Raw genomic sequence first — 14537 nt, 5'->3', positions numbered from 1 at the left:
TGCTTTTGCAGAAAAATAGAAATAACTGGAGGTTGAAAATGGCTATAGTAGAGGTGGTAAAGTATAATGGTGGATCCGATGTATTTGCGTGGAAATATCCCAGCGAGGAATTGGGAACCTGGACACAGCTGATTGTAAATGAGTCGCAGGAAGCAGTGCTGTTTAAGGGCGGAAAAGCATTGGATATATTTGGGAGTGGTCGTCATACACTTGAGACGGCCAATATACCGTTTCTAAATAAAATTGTTAATCTGCCGTTTGGAGGCCGTTCGCCGTTCACGGCTGAAATATGGTACATAAACAAAGCTTTTTCACTTGATGTTAAATGGGGAACCGCAAGCCCGATTCAAATTCAAGATCAGAAATATGGGGTTTTTGTACCGATACGTTCCAACGGAATATTCGGGATACAGATTGATGATTCACAAAAATTTTTGGTAAAATTAGTTGGTACTCTTCCAGTGTTTGACAAGCAAAATCTTATAAAATATTTCAGGGGATTATATATAACAAAAGTTAAAGATGCTATCTCTTCTTATGTAATACACGAACAAATTTCTGTTCTCGAAATAAATGCGTATATTGATCAATTATCAATATATCTGAAGGAACGAATTGAACCGACAATGGATGAGTATGGTATCAAACTGGCCAACTTTTATGTAAATGATATCAGCGTACCCGAGGATGATCCTGCAGTTATGACACTGAAAGATGCCCTTGCAAAAAAGGCCGAGATGAATATTATTGGTTACAGTTATCAGCAGGAAAGATCCTTTGATACATTAGAAGGTGCGGCTGTCAATCCCGGATCGAATTCTGCGTCTTTTATGGGAGCTGGTATGGGACTTGGCATGGGAGTTGGATTAGGAGGAGCCGTTGGAAATGTATTTGGATCTGTGGCGCAGGAAATAAAAACTGTAGATGATATGATAGAGTGCCCTAAATGCCATACGAATGTGGATAAACAGTATAGATTTTGCGGAATGTGTGGTTTTGATCTACGAGCGAACGTGAAAGAGTCGCCTGCATCAGGAAATATTGTATGTTTTAAGTGTGGAAATAAGCTTAACGGAAAATCTAAATTTTGCCCGGAATGTGGCAAGCGTTATAATCCTTGTCCGGAATGTGGTGCCGATCTTGAAGATAACGCTGAAGTTTGTGGGATATGTGGTTATCATCTTCCAAAGCGCTGCCCTAAATGTGAAGCTGAAATACCGGGCAATGTTAAATTTTGTCCGGAGTGCGGTGAAGCACTGGTTGAACATTGTCCAGAATGTAATACGATAATAGAAGGAAAACCAAAATTCTGCCCTGATTGTGGAATAAAATTGTAAGAAGGGAGGGCGTTTATGGACTATAATAAACGATCAAAACTATTGCTGAGCCTGGGGAGTGTGCTTGTTATTGCTACAGTTCTGAGCTTTTTGCTGATTGGGAAAGAGTCAATGAATACTAAAAAATGGATTAGTTTTACATTTGTATTATTTGCTGAAATTATATTTTTTTCAGGTATGATAATGATTGAAAGGTTGGCAGATAAATCAGAGCAAATTATCTTAAGAGCCGGCGGGGGAAGTGTAATTGCTGCTTATTCAGCAGTCGTTATTGTAATTTCACTAATATATATGAATTTTTCTAATGCAGGATTAAAAGGCTTTTTAATAATTCAGATTATTTTGTTCGCTGTTGCATTGATACTGGAAATATTATTTGTTCATATTGCGAAAGAAATAATGAAAAAGAATTGAAGAAGCAATAGAAGAAGGGAAAACTTAGGAAATGAATAAATCACAAATGGCTATTATGATAAGTAAAAGCATACAAATAATACAGCTGATATGTGGATGCTTTATTACATTTCTGTTTGGTCTGACAGCGATATATAGTATGTTTGATATGGAAAAAGACGGGGCTGGTACAATTATTATTATGTGGATACTGACGTTGATCGGCGCTGCCATTATTTTTTTCGGATTAAAGAGAAAAAAAATTCTAAAAGAGTATAAACGGTATGCAGCACAGTTATCTACGGACCCGACAGGGTCTATTGAAAATTTAGCGTCTGCATCTGGATCATCGCAGGATGAAGTATATAAAAATTTGAATTATATGATTAAGAAAAAATACTTTGCGGATGCCTATATCGATAAACAGAAAAATCGGATTGTGATTTGCTCAAAGAGATCCGGTCAGTATGATAAACCTTTAGTTAATAAGAATATCGAATATACTACAGTTACCTGTAAAAATTGCGGAGGGATCAATAAAATTCCCAAGGGACAGGTTTGTGAATGTGAGTACTGTGGCTCACCAATACAATAAAAGGGGGGAGGCTTTATGGTGAAAAAGAAATCGGTATCATGGTTAGTGGTTATACTGTTATTAATTGTGTTTTGGCCAGTTGGATTGTACTTTCTATATAAAAAAATCAGTACAGATAAAGCGGCTGCGATGAAAAATAGTAAGGTTCTGAGTGTTATTGGCTGGATCTTTGTCGCTATTGGTATTATTGGTTCGATGGGAAGCATATCGGATAAAACCGTAACAGCAGGGGATCTTGCAATTGGTTTGGTTTTCTTTGTCGGTGGGGGTATTTTAATGCTATACTCTGCTAAGAAAGTTAAAATGTCCGGTGAAAAATATAAAAAGTATATTAATATTGTGATTAATAATCAGCAGACCTCCATTGAAAATATAGCTTCAGCGATGAGTATGAACCAGAAACAAGTTGTCAAAGATCTTGAGGCAATGATCGATAGAGGGTATTTTAGCAACGCTTATATTGATCATGGAAATAGTGAAATTGTTTTGCCGCATAACGAACGGAAGAATAAGGATGTTGTATATGCTGAGACTAGTCAGACGTTACAGCAAGAAGTTGTAGTTTGTAAAAATTGTGGGGCGAATAATCTGGTTACAGTTGGAACGATAAGTGAGTGCGAATACTGTGGTTCGCCCATTATAATTGAATAGGGTATATCTATGATGTACTGTGTTAAAATACATATATGAGTACAATAAAAAGAGGCGGCAGTCCACACGATACCCGGGAATTTAGTCCGCAATCAATCGAGACATTAAATAAAGCATCAAAACACGTATGCTACCTGCTAAATGAAGGATATCGGATGAAAAATGCATCAGTTTTTGTGGGAAATCATTTTCTGCTGTCAGAGCGTCAGCGCCTGGCTGTCGTACGCAGTACTGCATCCGATGATCAGCTCAGGCGGCGCAGAGATAAAGAATGCGTGAAAGAATCTATGGCGGGCAGGACAGTTCATATTGATGGGTTTAACAGCGTTATCACACTTGAGATCGCATTGTGTGAGTCACTGCTTTTGCACTGCATGGATGGAACGATCCGGGATCTGGCAGGGCTGCGCGGAACTTACCGGCTGATCGAAGAGACTCCGAAAGCTATAAGGCTGATCGCTGATACGCTGGATGATTTAGGGATCAGGAAAGCAGTGTTCTATCTGGATGCACCGGTATCCAATTCCGGCCGGCTGAAAAGTCTCATCGCTGAAGTCTGGGAAGATTACAGGGCAGAGCTCGATATTCAGGTGGTTCATGATGTGGACCGGTTACTTCAGAATCAGGAATGTGTGATGACTTCAGATTCTGTAATACTGGATCGGTGTAAGAGCTGGTTTAACCTGAGCAGCATATGTGTTGAAAAAACGGAGGCGGTACCGATTAGGGTGTGGAAATAATATTTATCCCACATCATTCACCGCGCCGCGCCCCTGGGAAACACCGCTGATCCAGGACTGTACACGCTGTATCATGCTGTTGAAAATCAGAGAATACAGCGAAGCGAATACGTTTGCGGAAATTCTCAGCAGGATCGCCGCGCCTAAGCCGAATACATCGGAGGCAATCGCAAGTGCACCGAATGTATTAAACACTGTCTGCCACGAATAGCCTGCGGAATAGCCGACGCCGATACCGCCTATCAGTCCGATAAAGGCATACATGCTTTTGGGCAGGAGTGTGTAAAGCAGCAAAAAGATGGCACAGCCCAGTATATTAAAGGGTGCGCGGCGCCTGACACGGTATTTCAGGTCCTCTGCAAATGGAAGCAGGACTGACATAGAGGCAATTCCCACCCACATGACACGAGGGATATGAAGCAGCGAGGCGATCAGCATTGCGGAAGATACGCCGAGCGTCAGGCGGATATACCACTGTGTTCTTGCCGAGCATAAGGAAAATTCCCTGAACAGATGTGAGAAACTTCTTTTATAGACCCGGCCGCGGTGCCGGATGTGAAAGACCAGAGCGCAGACGGCAGCACCCAGGGCAAGCCCGGTAATTCTCGTCATATAAGAATGACCGGTTACATCGTACCCCTGAAGCAGCAGGTAGGCCAGCACAAAGGTCGATTGATTGGACATCAGCACATTGTGACAGCCGAGCACCATGATACCCAAAATGCAGATAACATTAACACAAAACGCAGGGACAGGACTCAGCATATTGGAAAGCCGGGGGCCTGCCGCCAGAATTCCGAAAATCAGGAATATCACCCCAACACCGTGAGAGGTCTTGATTCCGAAATCCACCTGCCGCAGTACCATAAGCGCGAGCAGTACCACAACTCCGGCCACACTGTTGTCGGAGCCGAAGATCATACTGTAGATGGAAACTACCGCAAAGCAAAATGCCACCACGAGGTATACTTTGAAATTATAGATCAGTATGTGCCTCCACTTTTCTTTCTTATCCTGTGCTTGCCGGATTAACTCTTTTGAACCGGCTGAATTTAATTGAAGCTCTTGATAAAATGTCAAAAAAACTCCTCCTTTTTCAATTTAAAATGATGCTTTATCGATATGTCCGGTATTTCCGCTGCCATTCTGAAGTTTGGAAACCATGGATTCATTGGCTTTTTGAATCAAACGTATCAGTTCTTCATAATCTTCATTTCCCAGATGTTCCTGCAGGTCATACAGTGGTCCGAGATAATAGTAATACATGGTGTCTAATTCCTGTTTTCCTGTTTCGGTGATCTTCAGATAATAACTTCGTTTATCATCTGCGCTGTAGATTTTTTTGACCAGATGTTTTCCGGTCAGATGTTCAATGAGTCTGCTGACGATGGTTTTGCTGATTCCCATCTGCAAGCTCAATTCCAGCGGTGTGATTGAGCCTGCTGCAAGTGCGGTGCGAAACAGCAGATCTACTTCCTGTGCAGACGTAACGGCTCCTTTTCTGGATTTTCTCAGATACAGGCTGCAAAACAGCCGGATGGCGCCGAGATTTTTCATGGAATCAATCCAGTTTTTATCTTTCATAACGAATATCCTCTCAATTTTAAGTTAATATAAGAACATCTTAACAAAAGTATAAGGCAGCTGTTTTGTAAATAGTATACTTTGTAAACTATATAAAAGCATACTACCGCAGATTAAAGAAGTCAAGTGTGTTTCGTAAAACGTCTGGAAACGCAGGACAGTTACAAAAAGGGCGGTGAAAAAATTTTTGAAAATAATCGCGGATTAAAATGTAAGGTTGACATTACAAGGCCGACGATATATACTGAATGTAAGGTCAACATTACAGGGAGGAGAAAGCATGAAAAACCGGATTCGAGAGTTAAGAGAAGAAAGAGGCATGACCCAGGAGCAGCTGGGAGAAATGATCGGCACGTCAAGACAGGCCATTAACGCGATTGAGACAGAGAAATTTGAACCGTCTATCTGGATTGCCTATGATTTATCGCAGGTGTTTGGATGTTCTATTGAGGAAATTTTTCTATTTGATGAGAGTCAGAGAAGATCGCGTGCAGACTGCAGCAGGGGGAGCGGCAATGGCAATAAGAAATCTTTGTTATCATGACAGTGCTGTTTTAAGAAAAAAATGCAGAGAGGTAAAAGCAGTTGACGACAGGATCCATACGATCCTTGATGATATGCTGGATACACTGCGCAACACTGAAAACGGGGCGGCAATAGCTGCCAATCAAATTGGAATATTAAAACGGCTTGTAGTTATTGACTACTGTGGCTGTTGTTATAAACTGGCAATCCCCGGATAATTGGTTACAGCGGGGTTCAGGAATGTATGGAAGGGTGTCTCAGTTTTCCGGGCTGCTTTGTAAAGACGATCCGTCCTCAGAAAAGCAATTGAATGATACCCAGAGTTGCATAAATGCAACCACAGGTTGGTGGAAATGGATAAAAGACTTATATTAGCATATAAGATAACAGAAAGAGAGGTATGCATATGAGTTTTGCAGATAATTTGAAACAGATCAGAAAAGAAAAGGGGTTATCTCAGGAAGAACTGGCAGAATTGCTGGAGGTCAGCAGACAGGCAGTTTCTAAATGGGAGCAGGGTGCGGGGTATCCGGAGACTGAAAAACTGCTGTTGCTGTCTAATAGATTGAATGTTTCTCTGGATATCCTGATGGGTACAGAAATCGTCGCAGATAACCGTGTCGGTAATGCTGGTGTGACTGGAACTATAGTGATAACCTCCCCGCATGAAAACGTAATTGCCAATTGCTGCAGGGTGATAGCCTCACAAAAAATGAGAACAGGCAAAGGTTCGCCCAAATATGCACTGTTTGGTGCCAGCAGGGGAGAGGGCTCTTTCTGGGGGGAGCCCACGACTTTTTTAAGCTGGTATGCTGACGAAAAACAGATTGCAGAAGAAATCAGCGAGATCCATGATGCGATAGTCAAAGGGCTGCCCACGTATGAGTTAAAGTATAGTGTGAAAGTTAAAAGACACTGGTTGAGTGTAAAAATCGTGAAAGACTGAAACGCCTGCGGGCGATCAAAGCTTATCCATCCACTGCTTCCGGATCTCGCATATTTCCAGCACTTCATCAATTTGCTTTCTGATATCCTGCAGTTCTTTTATGTTATAAGAAAATTCATCCCAGTCACCTTTCACGCAGGCGGCATAAATGCTATGAATATCTTCCTGCATTCGTTCAAGCGGAGAGGGTTCCGGCTTTTGCGAAGGAGGGGCTGCGGGAAGGTCTTTTTCTGCATAATATAAAACAGGAAAATCATAGTTTACCCGCTGTATGATACGGGGATATGTACTGCCGGAGTCCATGAGCTGAAAGGACTCTTTTTCTGACGCCTCACAGATCTGGTTTACACAGTCGATAAACTGGTCCAGATGTTGGATATCAATCGAGATATCCTGTTTCTCATCTGAAACGATCTCCTGTTTGATCAGACAGTCCAGGAGCAGACGGTAATATCCGCTGAATCGGTCGCCTCTCGGGCCGCGGTATTCATCAAGCCCGATATTGCCGTTTTCAATCTTGAGATAACAGATCCTGTGTAGTCCGCCGATATTTTCAGCTGAGGGAATGTGAAGGTTCATGCGGTTTCTTGGCTTATTGTTGTGTTTAGGAAGTGCGATTTTAGCCTTAAGATTCAACAATCGTTTTTTTATCCAGTCCTCCAGCTCCAGCTTCGCTACATTTTTTTCCAGTGTATAGTTTAAACTGAAGTTTTCATTTGCCGTATTTAGCAGCACTAACTTATCCTGCATTTCAACTGCGTTAAACACCGTCCAGTTTTCCATCAGCATTTAGTCCTCCTCTTCGTCGTATAAATCATCAATTGAAATCCCAAGTATTTTGGCCACTTTGCGCTGATACCTGGGACCGATGGTGCATATACCATTTTCCCACCTCCAGACGGATTTTGGGGAGCAGCCGATCAGTTCTGCAAATTCTTCTATGGAAAGGTGATGAGCCTCCCGAAACGCGTTGATTACCTTACACTTCATGTATCTTCTCCTTTTTTTCTCGATAAACTATCTGAATTATATAGTCGGGACTTCCTATTTTCAAGGACATTCATGACTATTTTTGCATTTTGGTGTCTTTTTTTGAAATAGATTGGTCTATCTGGAGACCATAGGGAACCTTCATGAAAGATTAAAACGCTGAAATGAAACGTATTGCGGTCAGGAAGTCCGTGAGCTATAATAAATCCAGAATTACGTGTAAAAGGAACCGGACTTATGATGCAGATCGCCGTTTGTGATGACGAAAAATTTTACAGAGACCGGATCAGGGAACTGCTCGAACAGTATCTTGGAGGCAGAAGAATAGAATTTGCCGTTACCCTGTTTACTTCGGGAGAAGAGTTTCTGCGCCAAAGCGGGAATCTGGTCAAATATGACATTGTCTTTATGGATATCAACATGGATGAGATGGACGGAATTAAAACTGCGATGCAGATCCGAGAGTTTCATTCAGAGACGTATATTGTCTTTGTGACGGCATTTATCAATTACGTGCTGGAGGGTTACAAAGTAAATGCGGTCCGCTATATCATGAAGGATACCCTGGAGTCGGGAATGCCGGAGTGTATGGACGCCATACTGCAGAAAATGAAGGTTCAGCAGGTCTCGTTTGCCTTCGTGGAAGGTGTGCAGAAACTGTACACGGATAATATAATCTACGTGGAGAGCAACAGGCATAAGTCAGTGTTCTTTTATCTGGAATCTGAGATTGTGAACTACCGGATATATGATAAACTCGACCACATCGAACAGCAGCTGTCCGGGTACGGGTTTCTGCGCATACATAAGAGCTATCTGGTGAATATGAAACATATACGGAAGATCAGCAACTATACAATAGCACTGGATATCGGAGAAGAACTGCCCGTTCCGCGACTCAGATACCGGGAAGTGAAGGAAGCGTATGTAGCATACAGGGGATTATTATGATCGAACAGGTAATAAAGAGTCTTATATTATCAGTAATACTGGCTGCAGGCTGCAGGCTGTTCTTTGAGACCCTGGTACCAGTACGGATATGGAGACACGGATGGATGAAATATACCGCCTTACCTGCTTTTACACTCGGCATCATGGCCATTGCCTTTACGGAAATTCCGCCGTATGTATTTCAGCCGGTCCGCCTGATCGTCGTGTTCTTTACCGTGGCTCAGATATACTATCAGATCAGCGTGCTGCAGAATCTGGTGCTGTCAGTATCGTTATGTTCGGCATTCTGGGTGCTTTCTGCCGTGGTTGCTGCGGTTTTCTATGCGCTGCCAGCCGGGTATTCAGAATATGCAGACATGGTTGAAGGGATAACGGATCTGATACTGCTGTGCCTCCTGTTGTTTTTTAGGGGCTGGTACAGAAGTCATAATCTTGACAGGCTGAATGGGAGCAGATGGCTTCGTTATTGGTATGTCCCTGTTTTCAGTATGGTTGTTATTATGGCTTTGACGATGGCAACATGGCAGGAGGATCCTTTTAATCAGAAGATGCGTGTGCTCGTTGTGCTGGCATTCGCAGCAATCAATGCGGCCGTACTGGTTTTTACAGGAAATCTGCTGGAAAAAGAGGCTGAGATGCAGAATATGAGGCTGATGCAGGAGCGCACGCAGAATCAAATGAGCATGTATCAGAGTATGCAGAAGAGCTACGAACAGCAGAGGCGGTATCTGCATGATTACAAGAACCAGCTGAACTGTATCCAGGGGCTTCTGGCCGAAGGCAAGACAAAGGAGAGCATTGACTATATTGCACAGCTGACAGGGGGACTGCATAAGAGTGGAGATTATGTAAACACAAACAATACGGTTGTCAATGTGGTGCTGAATCAGAAGTATCAGCATGCACTGGAAAAGGATATTATGATGACGTTGCTTGTCAACGACCTGTCGGGGCTTGCATTCAGTGAAGAGGACATCGTGATCATACTTGTGAATCTGCTGGATAATGCCATCGAAGCCTGTGAGAAACTGGACAGCCGCAGAGTGATACAGTTTAAGATGACGCTGGAGACAGAGCAGCTGATTCTCTCGATTCGCAATCCTGTGAAAGAGCCGGTGGATATTAAAAATAATAAGGTTCTGACCACGAAAAGAGAATCAGCGGAGCATGGAATCGGACTTCAGAATGTAGATGCTGTTATCAGCAGACATAGGGGCAGCAGTGTTCTGCAGTGTGAGGACGGCTGGTTCTATTTTTCTGCTGTGATACCTGCCGCAAAATGAGACGCCTGGAGGCGTCTTTTTTTGATCCCGGGCCGTTGATTTATGCCGCGCTGGTTGCCCCGGTATATGGGGCTAAAGTAGAATAAGGGATGAAACATATAAAAGTTCAAAGGAGATGATATTTATGGGGAGATTTCTCAAAACAGTTCTGGCAATAGTGTCTGTTTGCCTCTGTCTGACCGCGTGTGCTGACAGGACAAAAGGTGAAATGCCTGAGACACCGGAAAGTGCAGCTGAAACTGCAATGTATGCGTTGAAAACAATAGATCTGGACACATTTAATGCGGTGAGTGACAACTATGTTCGTACCTGTACAAACTGGATCGGCATACCAACGGAGAGAGAATACCGGGTGTTTCATGAGCTGCAGCAGCCCATGCTGTTTAAAGGCAGGAAATATAGGGCTAATAAAAAGTTTGCAGAAAAAATCGTGGAGAATCTCAGCTGGGAAATCGGCGATGTTCAGAAAGATGGAGATCAGGCGGAAATTAAGATGAAGATCACGAACACGGATATGTCCGATGTCATGGGCTACTACATGATCGGTATCCTGGAACGGATGATCAAAGCAGAAGGGAGCGGCCTGAAACAGATGATCGGGGATTTGTCCAACATCGATTATGATAAAGAAGGTGTCCTTTCGTATATGGACCAGACTGAGGAAACCTGTTTTGCAGAGGTGACGGTCAGGGCTTACCAGGAAGATGGCGGATGGAAGGTGCATATCAGCGATTCCTTTACCAATGCGTTTATGGGTAATTTCGACTCTGAACACTTCTCTGAGGATGTGGAAAAACGTCTGTGCGAGCTTGAAGACGAGTATGAACAGAAAATTGAGCAGAAATGGGAACAGTGGGGGGATGATCTGGGAGATAAGATTGAATGGTGGGCGGAACATATATCTGGGTGAATGGGTGATTGTAAAAACAGATGGTAAACATAATAAGGACTCGGTGGGAACGTGATATCCCACCGGGTCCTTTTGGTTCTCGGATATCTTGGCATATTAAAAATTTATTTCACAATATGATTTATATTGCGCAAAACACAGATTCACCCATATATTAAGCCTTTTTCCAAATATGACCGGACCACTATTGACGGCTTATTTTTAAAGAGCAGGTTCCATGCGCTCCATGCTCTGTCTTATCCGCTCAGGCGTACAATGTGAATAATGTCTCAGGGTAATCTGGGGTGACGAGTGTCCGAGCACTTCGCAGAGAACCTCATGTCCAATATTATTTTCCAGGCAGCGGGTTGCGAAAGTATGCCGGAGTGTATGCATATGAACACCCCGGATCTTCAGTTCCTCGCAGATCCTTGCGAGCCTGAGCTGCATGGTACGGGTATCCCGGTAACTCCCATGCAATCCCGTGAACAAAAAATCACAGGCTTTTGCGTCTTCCTCCTGCCGTCTTTCCCCGAGTATGGCAATCAGAAAACGCGGAAGCGGAATCTCCCGGACAGAATGTTCAGATTTTGGACTGCCCAGAACAAGCCTCGTCCTGCGTCTGCCGTATTCAGTCGGAATCCTCTGTATCGAATGTTTTACACAGAGGCAGCCATTTTCCAGATCGATATCCTCCCACCTGAGCGCACAGATCTCCCCCACCCGAAGTCCCGTGTAGAGCCCCAGCAGATATTCCAGCTCCCCCGTCTCAAGAAGCTTTTTTTCCAGTCGTTTCTGCTCTTTGCGGTTCAGGACACGCGGCGAACGAATACCGGTCTTCGGTATTTTGATATTCTGATACGGACTGCCGGAGATCAGACCTTTCTGGCATGCCGCAGCTAAAACCGCTTTCATCAGCCTGCAGACGCCATGCAGCGTACTCGGCGCCAGCTGCTCCTTCAGACGTAAGACTGCATCCTGTATTTGCTCTGGTGTAATCCCGGAAATTTTCAGCTTACCAATCGCGGGATTGATGTGATTGTCAAGACTGCGCCTGTATCCTGCGTATGTCCCCGGCTTGATATGAGGACGAACGTATACTTCCAGCCAGAATTCTGCCCAGTCAGAAAAACTGCCGTTGCCGTAGACCGACAGAGAAGAGTGATCCTGATAAATCTCCGATTTAATTAAGACAAGGCGTTTTTTTACCTGTCCATACTGTTTCCCATAGATAGAGCCAAACACCGGCTTTCCGTCCGGTCTGCGCCCTTTGATATAACGCCCTTCCCATCGCCCATCTTTTCTCAGATAAATGTTTTCACCTTTTCTCGGCATTTCAAATTCCTCCTTTTTTATGACGGCTTATCTGACGGCTTAAAAATCCTTCCTCCGCAGTCCTCTGATATTCGACTTCTGAGGTTCGGAAGGACCTTAAGGCCAGTTGCTTAAGTTGACAAACTGCCTTTTTGATGGTACATTTTTATTAAAATTATTACATTTCGGGTGTTTTGCGCAATATAAATCATATTGCGAAAATCTTCTGCAGCTGTTAGTAAACATAGTATATCGCAAATACCCTCAAAAATATGTGTGGGAGGCAATGAATGTTAAGAGAAAATATAGTACCGGACAAGTGTGACATGTACAGTGCAGCAGATGCTATGGTAGTTGTTAGATTTCGTAAGCCGGATGGAACTAATATTGAAGGAATAATCTCAAATATACATATTCCGGACGAAATTTCTTTTTCAAACTATGGGGATATGCTGTTGAAGATAGAACAAATCTATGATTTGCTTGGAATGAGGACGGATTCGAATAAGCTGCGCGGAAATGTCACAGCACAAAAATGGCAGAAAAGTGTTTTGAAATCGGCGGAAGATCGGAAAAAGGGCGTGGATGTATGGCAGTATTCCCATGATCTTCAGGTGAGCGGTGATCCTGTTATCTATATACACACATTATACTGGCAGAATTACAGCTGGCAGGGTTTTATACTGGCAAGAAAATATAAGGACAGAATTTATTACCGCAGTGCTCTCGAATTACTGCATATTATTGATGGCTTAATACGGGGAAAACAGGATTTTGACTGTGGGGGATAATATGATGAAGGAGAAAAAGCTGCTGGATGATCTGTGGGCTTCGGTTGGAAGCCCATATTTATCCGATCTCAAATACAGCCCGTGGAGGCAGGCGGCACAGAAATATATTGCAGACCTGGAGGAGACGGTGTATCCTCTCAGAGAGTGGAATGATACGGTATATTATTTGTCAGGAAAAAACATACAATTTGCGGATGCCGCTGCGGCTAAGAATTATCTGCTGAATATTCGTCCGGACAGGACGGAAAAGTGATAGGACATCCGGAGGCTTTCTGGTATACTGTTTATGTTAACGGTAATGAAGGTTTATATGGAACATGATAGTGTGGGAGAACAGGATGAATTTGAAGTGTATAATCGGGAAATGTGTGAGAAGCAAGTGTCCCCCTGCTCTACGTTTAAGATCATTTCAGCACTGATGGGGCTGAAAAATCATGTGATAGAAGATGAAAATTCAACAATGAACTATGACATGACGGCACACAGTATCCGTCAGCGGACTGGAACGGTCATCTGACTCTGCAGCAAGCCTGGTTTGTGGGGTTTGAAGAGCGGGGTGATCGAAATGTATATTTTGCAGTCTATCTGAATGATGCGCAGAACAGGGAACGGGTTTCCGGTGTCAGGGCGAAGGAGATTGCACAGAGTATTGTAAGCCAGGCGGCATAAGCCAGGATGAAAGACAGGCAAACGAAATGTTTATACATTCGGCTGCCTGTCTTTTTCCTGTAAGGCGAACGTTACAAATAACTTTTAAGAACAGTATGGTTGAAACTGGCATGTTCGAGCCGGTCGGCCTGCTGCCGTTCAATCTCCGGTACCCACCATCCAGAATAGCCGGATCTTATGAGATATTCAGCGATCGCGCGATTGTCAATCACACCGTGTTCCAGGTCTGTATAGGTCGAAGCGAGATGCGCCAGGTCTCCCCAGCGCCACATGTCGGGCGGCAGTGTCTCATACTGTACCCTGCGCGGTTTCGTCATATCCTTTAAATGTACGTACCTGATAAAGGGCAGTAAGGGCTCCAGATGAAGGTGGATATCGTCATCGTACAGGGCAAAATGTACGGAATCCAGACATAGGCCAAAATTTTTCCGGACGATTGCAGAACAGATGTCCACTGCCTCGGCTATAGACTCCATACATGTGCCGGCATGATTGTGAAGTACGAGGGTCAGGCCATGATTTTCCAGCAGGCCGCAGGTACGGCTGATGATACGGAGGCACTGATCTCTGTCCACGCTGTTTTTTACCGGGGGAACGGCAAAGACATATTTTGCGCCGAGGAGTTTGGCTGCGCTGATGGCAGACGTTATTTGCTGTTCAGAAGCAGAGAGCACATCTCCGAAAACAGCGCTTACAACAAGGCCTGCGTCCTTGAACAGGCGGGAAAATGTTTCCCGGCCCAAGTGTTCTATCCCCCATTCCCAGTCCTTCGGATAGAGCTCGATGCCGTCGTATCCGGCACTCGCGATATCACGGACTGCCGTTTCTATGTCACATCCGTCATAAATCAGGGTACAGTAACTGATCTTGTTTTCCATT

21 protein-coding genes are annotated in these 14537 nt (G+C 43.8%); 15 read left to right on the top strand and 6 right to left on the bottom strand.

Annotated elements, in window-relative coordinates; genetic code table 11:
• Positions 1-38: 38 nt before the first annotated feature.
• Genes NQ502_RS07075 through NQ502_RS07055 form a run of 5 tightly spaced genes read left to right on the top strand, consistent with a single transcriptional unit; the run spans position 39 to position 3716 of the window.
• The gene (locus NQ502_RS07075; protein WP_028527495.1) at positions 39-1337 is read left to right on the top strand and encodes an SPFH domain-containing protein; all 1299 of its coding nucleotides are present in this window, start codon (positions 39-41) and stop codon (positions 1335-1337) included.
• A 15-nt stretch (positions 1338-1352) separates the two neighbouring features.
• Positions 1353-1751: a hypothetical protein gene (locus NQ502_RS07070; RefSeq protein ID WP_028527494.1), complete on the top strand. Its 399-nt coding sequence runs from the start codon at positions 1353-1355 to the stop codon at positions 1749-1751.
• Positions 1752-1782: 31 nt separating this feature from the next.
• Positions 1783-2325, top strand: coding sequence for a hypothetical protein (locus tag NQ502_RS07065; RefSeq protein ID WP_044982970.1), 543 nt, complete (start codon positions 1783-1785; stop codon positions 2323-2325).
• A 15-nt stretch (positions 2326-2340) separates the two neighbouring features.
• Positions 2341-2976 carry a hypothetical protein gene (locus tag NQ502_RS07060; RefSeq protein WP_028527492.1) on the top strand — a complete coding sequence of 212 codons (636 nt, stop codon included), beginning with the start codon at positions 2341-2343 and terminating at the stop codon, positions 2974-2976.
• A 35-nt stretch (positions 2977-3011) separates the two neighbouring features.
• The gene (locus tag NQ502_RS07055; RefSeq protein ID WP_028527491.1) at positions 3012-3716 is read left to right on the top strand and encodes a DUF434 domain-containing protein; all 705 of its coding nucleotides are present in this window, start codon (positions 3012-3014) and stop codon (positions 3714-3716) included.
• A gap of 3 nt (positions 3717-3719) precedes the next feature.
• Here NQ502_RS07055 and NQ502_RS07050 read toward each other — a convergent pair whose 3' ends face one another.
• Together NQ502_RS07050 and NQ502_RS07045 are read right to left on the bottom strand one after the other, a co-directional pair.
• Positions 3720-4796 (bottom strand): FUSC family protein, encoded by a 1077-nt coding sequence (locus tag NQ502_RS07050; RefSeq protein WP_028527490.1) that lies wholly within the window; start codon positions 4794-4796, stop codon positions 3720-3722.
• A gap of 21 nt (positions 4797-4817) precedes the next feature.
• Complete coding sequence (locus NQ502_RS07045; RefSeq protein WP_044982969.1) at positions 4818-5300, bottom strand: MarR family winged helix-turn-helix transcriptional regulator; 483 nt, start codon at positions 5298-5300, stop codon at positions 4818-4820.
• 280 nt (positions 5301-5580) lie between these two features.
• Between NQ502_RS07045 and NQ502_RS07040 the strand changes: the two genes are divergently transcribed.
• From NQ502_RS07040 to NQ502_RS07030, 3 genes are all read left to right on the top strand, one after another.
• Complete coding sequence (locus NQ502_RS07040) at positions 5581-5844, top strand: helix-turn-helix transcriptional regulator (RefSeq protein ID WP_028527489.1); 264 nt, start codon at positions 5581-5583, stop codon at positions 5842-5844.
• Complete coding sequence (locus NQ502_RS07035; RefSeq protein ID WP_341349386.1) at positions 5816-6043, top strand: peptide deformylase; 228 nt, start codon at positions 5816-5818, stop codon at positions 6041-6043. The genes NQ502_RS07040 and NQ502_RS07035 overlap by 29 nt, the downstream gene beginning before the upstream one ends.
• Before the next feature lie 188 nt (positions 6044-6231).
• On the top strand, positions 6232-6771 hold the full coding sequence (locus tag NQ502_RS07030) for a helix-turn-helix domain-containing protein (RefSeq protein WP_028527488.1): 540 nt from the start codon (positions 6232-6234) through the stop codon (positions 6769-6771).
• A gap of 15 nt (positions 6772-6786) precedes the next feature.
• Here NQ502_RS07030 and NQ502_RS07025 read toward each other — a convergent pair whose 3' ends face one another.
• Both NQ502_RS07025 and NQ502_RS07020 read right to left on the bottom strand, forming a co-directional pair.
• Positions 6787-7560: a hypothetical protein gene (locus tag NQ502_RS07025; protein WP_028527487.1), complete on the bottom strand. Its 774-nt coding sequence runs from the start codon at positions 7558-7560 to the stop codon at positions 6787-6789.
• Positions 7561-7761, bottom strand: coding sequence for a helix-turn-helix domain-containing protein (locus NQ502_RS07020; RefSeq protein WP_028527486.1), 201 nt, complete (start codon positions 7759-7761; stop codon positions 7561-7563).
• A gap of 237 nt (positions 7762-7998) precedes the next feature.
• Between NQ502_RS07020 and NQ502_RS07015 the strand changes: the two genes are divergently transcribed.
• The 3 genes from NQ502_RS07015 (at position 7999) to NQ502_RS07005 (ending at position 10905) form a co-directional block, all read left to right on the top strand.
• Entirely contained in the window at positions 7999-8712 is a 714-nt protein-coding gene (locus NQ502_RS07015) for a LytR/AlgR family response regulator transcription factor (RefSeq protein ID WP_028527485.1), read from the top strand.
• Positions 8709-9995 (top strand): sensor histidine kinase, encoded by a 1287-nt coding sequence (locus tag NQ502_RS07010; RefSeq protein WP_049898027.1) that lies wholly within the window; start codon positions 8709-8711, stop codon positions 9993-9995. Before NQ502_RS07015 ends, NQ502_RS07010 begins: the two co-directional genes overlap by 4 nt.
• Positions 9996-10119: 124 nt before the next feature.
• Complete coding sequence (locus tag NQ502_RS07005; RefSeq protein WP_044982968.1) at positions 10120-10905, top strand: hypothetical protein; 786 nt, start codon at positions 10120-10122, stop codon at positions 10903-10905.
• 201 nt (positions 10906-11106) lie between these two features.
• On the opposite strand, the gene NQ502_RS07000 is transcribed toward NQ502_RS07005, so the two are convergent.
• Entirely contained in the window at positions 11107-12219 is a 1113-nt protein-coding gene (locus NQ502_RS07000; protein ID WP_028530330.1) for a tyrosine-type recombinase/integrase, read from the bottom strand.
• A 269-nt stretch (positions 12220-12488) separates the two neighbouring features.
• Here NQ502_RS07000 and NQ502_RS06995 point away from each other — a divergent pair, with 269 nt between their 5' ends.
• From NQ502_RS06995 to NQ502_RS06980, 4 genes are read left to right on the top strand one after another with little or no spacing between them, the layout of a single operon-like run.
• Complete coding sequence (locus tag NQ502_RS06995) at positions 12489-12989, top strand: hypothetical protein (RefSeq protein ID WP_028530209.1); 501 nt, start codon at positions 12489-12491, stop codon at positions 12987-12989.
• 1 nt (position 12990) lies between these two features.
• A complete protein-coding gene (locus tag NQ502_RS06990) occupies positions 12991-13242 on the top strand; it encodes a hypothetical protein (protein WP_044983630.1) in 252 nt (83 codons plus the stop codon).
• A 57-nt stretch (positions 13243-13299) separates the two neighbouring features.
• A complete protein-coding gene (locus NQ502_RS06985) occupies positions 13300-13506 on the top strand; it encodes a penicillin-binding transpeptidase domain-containing protein (protein ID WP_169579936.1) in 207 nt (68 codons plus the stop codon).
• 20 nt (positions 13507-13526) lie between these two features.
• The gene (locus NQ502_RS06980) at positions 13527-13658 is read left to right on the top strand and encodes a hypothetical protein (RefSeq protein ID WP_260046683.1); all 132 of its coding nucleotides are present in this window, start codon (positions 13527-13529) and stop codon (positions 13656-13658) included.
• A 71-nt stretch (positions 13659-13729) separates the two neighbouring features.
• Here NQ502_RS06980 and NQ502_RS06975 read toward each other — a convergent pair whose 3' ends face one another.
• Positions 13730-14536, bottom strand: a complete 807-nt coding sequence (locus NQ502_RS06975; RefSeq protein ID WP_028530211.1) for a sugar phosphate isomerase/epimerase family protein — start codon at positions 14534-14536, stop codon at positions 13730-13732.
• Position 14537: the final 1 nt, after the last annotated feature.

Origin of the sequence: Ruminococcus gauvreauii (assembly GCF_025151995.1) — a bacterium.
GTDB lineage: Bacteria > Bacillota > Clostridia > Lachnospirales > Lachnospiraceae > Ruminococcus_G > Ruminococcus_G gauvreauii.
This window is presented reverse-complemented; position numbering and strand designations above follow the sequence as displayed.

Bases quoted from the DNA above. Each gene is read 5' to 3' on its own strand.
- NQ502_RS07075 (WP_028527495.1), top strand. From the start codon at position 39: ATGGCTATAGTAGAGGTGGTAAAGTATAATGGTGGATCCGATGTATTT.
- NQ502_RS07070 (WP_028527494.1), top strand. From the start codon at position 1,353: ATGGACTATAATAAACGATCAAAACTATTGCTGAGCCTGGGGAGTGTG.
- NQ502_RS07065 (WP_044982970.1), top strand. From the start codon at position 1,783: ATGAATAAATCACAAATGGCTATTATGATAAGTAAAAGCATACAAATA.
- NQ502_RS07060 (WP_028527492.1), top strand. From the start codon at position 2,341: ATGGTGAAAAAGAAATCGGTATCATGGTTAGTGGTTATACTGTTATTA.
- NQ502_RS07055 (WP_028527491.1), top strand. From the start codon at position 3,012: ATGAGTACAATAAAAAGAGGCGGCAGTCCACACGATACCCGGGAATTT.
- NQ502_RS07045 (WP_044982969.1), bottom strand. From the start codon at position 5,300: ATGAAAGATAAAAACTGGATTGATTCCATGAAAAATCTCGGCGCCATC.
- NQ502_RS07040 (WP_028527489.1), top strand. From the start codon at position 5,581: ATGAAAAACCGGATTCGAGAGTTAAGAGAAGAAAGAGGCATGACCCAG.
- NQ502_RS07035 (WP_341349386.1), top strand. From the start codon at position 5,816: ATGGCAATAAGAAATCTTTGTTATCATGACAGTGCTGTTTTAAGAAAA.
- NQ502_RS07030 (WP_028527488.1), top strand. From the start codon at position 6,232: ATGAGTTTTGCAGATAATTTGAAACAGATCAGAAAAGAAAAGGGGTTA.
- NQ502_RS07025 (WP_028527487.1), bottom strand. From the start codon at position 7,560: ATGCTGATGGAAAACTGGACGGTGTTTAACGCAGTTGAAATGCAGGAT.
- NQ502_RS07020 (WP_028527486.1), bottom strand. From the start codon at position 7,761: ATGAAGTGTAAGGTAATCAACGCGTTTCGGGAGGCTCATCACCTTTCC.
- NQ502_RS07015 (WP_028527485.1), top strand. From the start codon at position 7,999: ATGATGCAGATCGCCGTTTGTGATGACGAAAAATTTTACAGAGACCGG.
- NQ502_RS07010 (WP_049898027.1), top strand. From the start codon at position 8,709: ATGATCGAACAGGTAATAAAGAGTCTTATATTATCAGTAATACTGGCT.
- NQ502_RS07005 (WP_044982968.1), top strand. From the start codon at position 10,120: ATGGGGAGATTTCTCAAAACAGTTCTGGCAATAGTGTCTGTTTGCCTC.
- NQ502_RS07000 (WP_028530330.1), bottom strand. From the start codon at position 12,219: ATGCCGAGAAAAGGTGAAAACATTTATCTGAGAAAAGATGGGCGATGG.
- NQ502_RS06995 (WP_028530209.1), top strand. From the start codon at position 12,489: ATGTTAAGAGAAAATATAGTACCGGACAAGTGTGACATGTACAGTGCA.
- NQ502_RS06990 (WP_044983630.1), top strand. From the start codon at position 12,991: ATGATGAAGGAGAAAAAGCTGCTGGATGATCTGTGGGCTTCGGTTGGA.
- NQ502_RS06985 (WP_169579936.1), top strand. From the start codon at position 13,300: ATGGAACATGATAGTGTGGGAGAACAGGATGAATTTGAAGTGTATAAT.
- NQ502_RS06975 (WP_028530211.1), bottom strand. From the start codon at position 14,536: ATGGAAAACAAGATCAGTTACTGTACCCTGATTTATGACGGATGTGAC.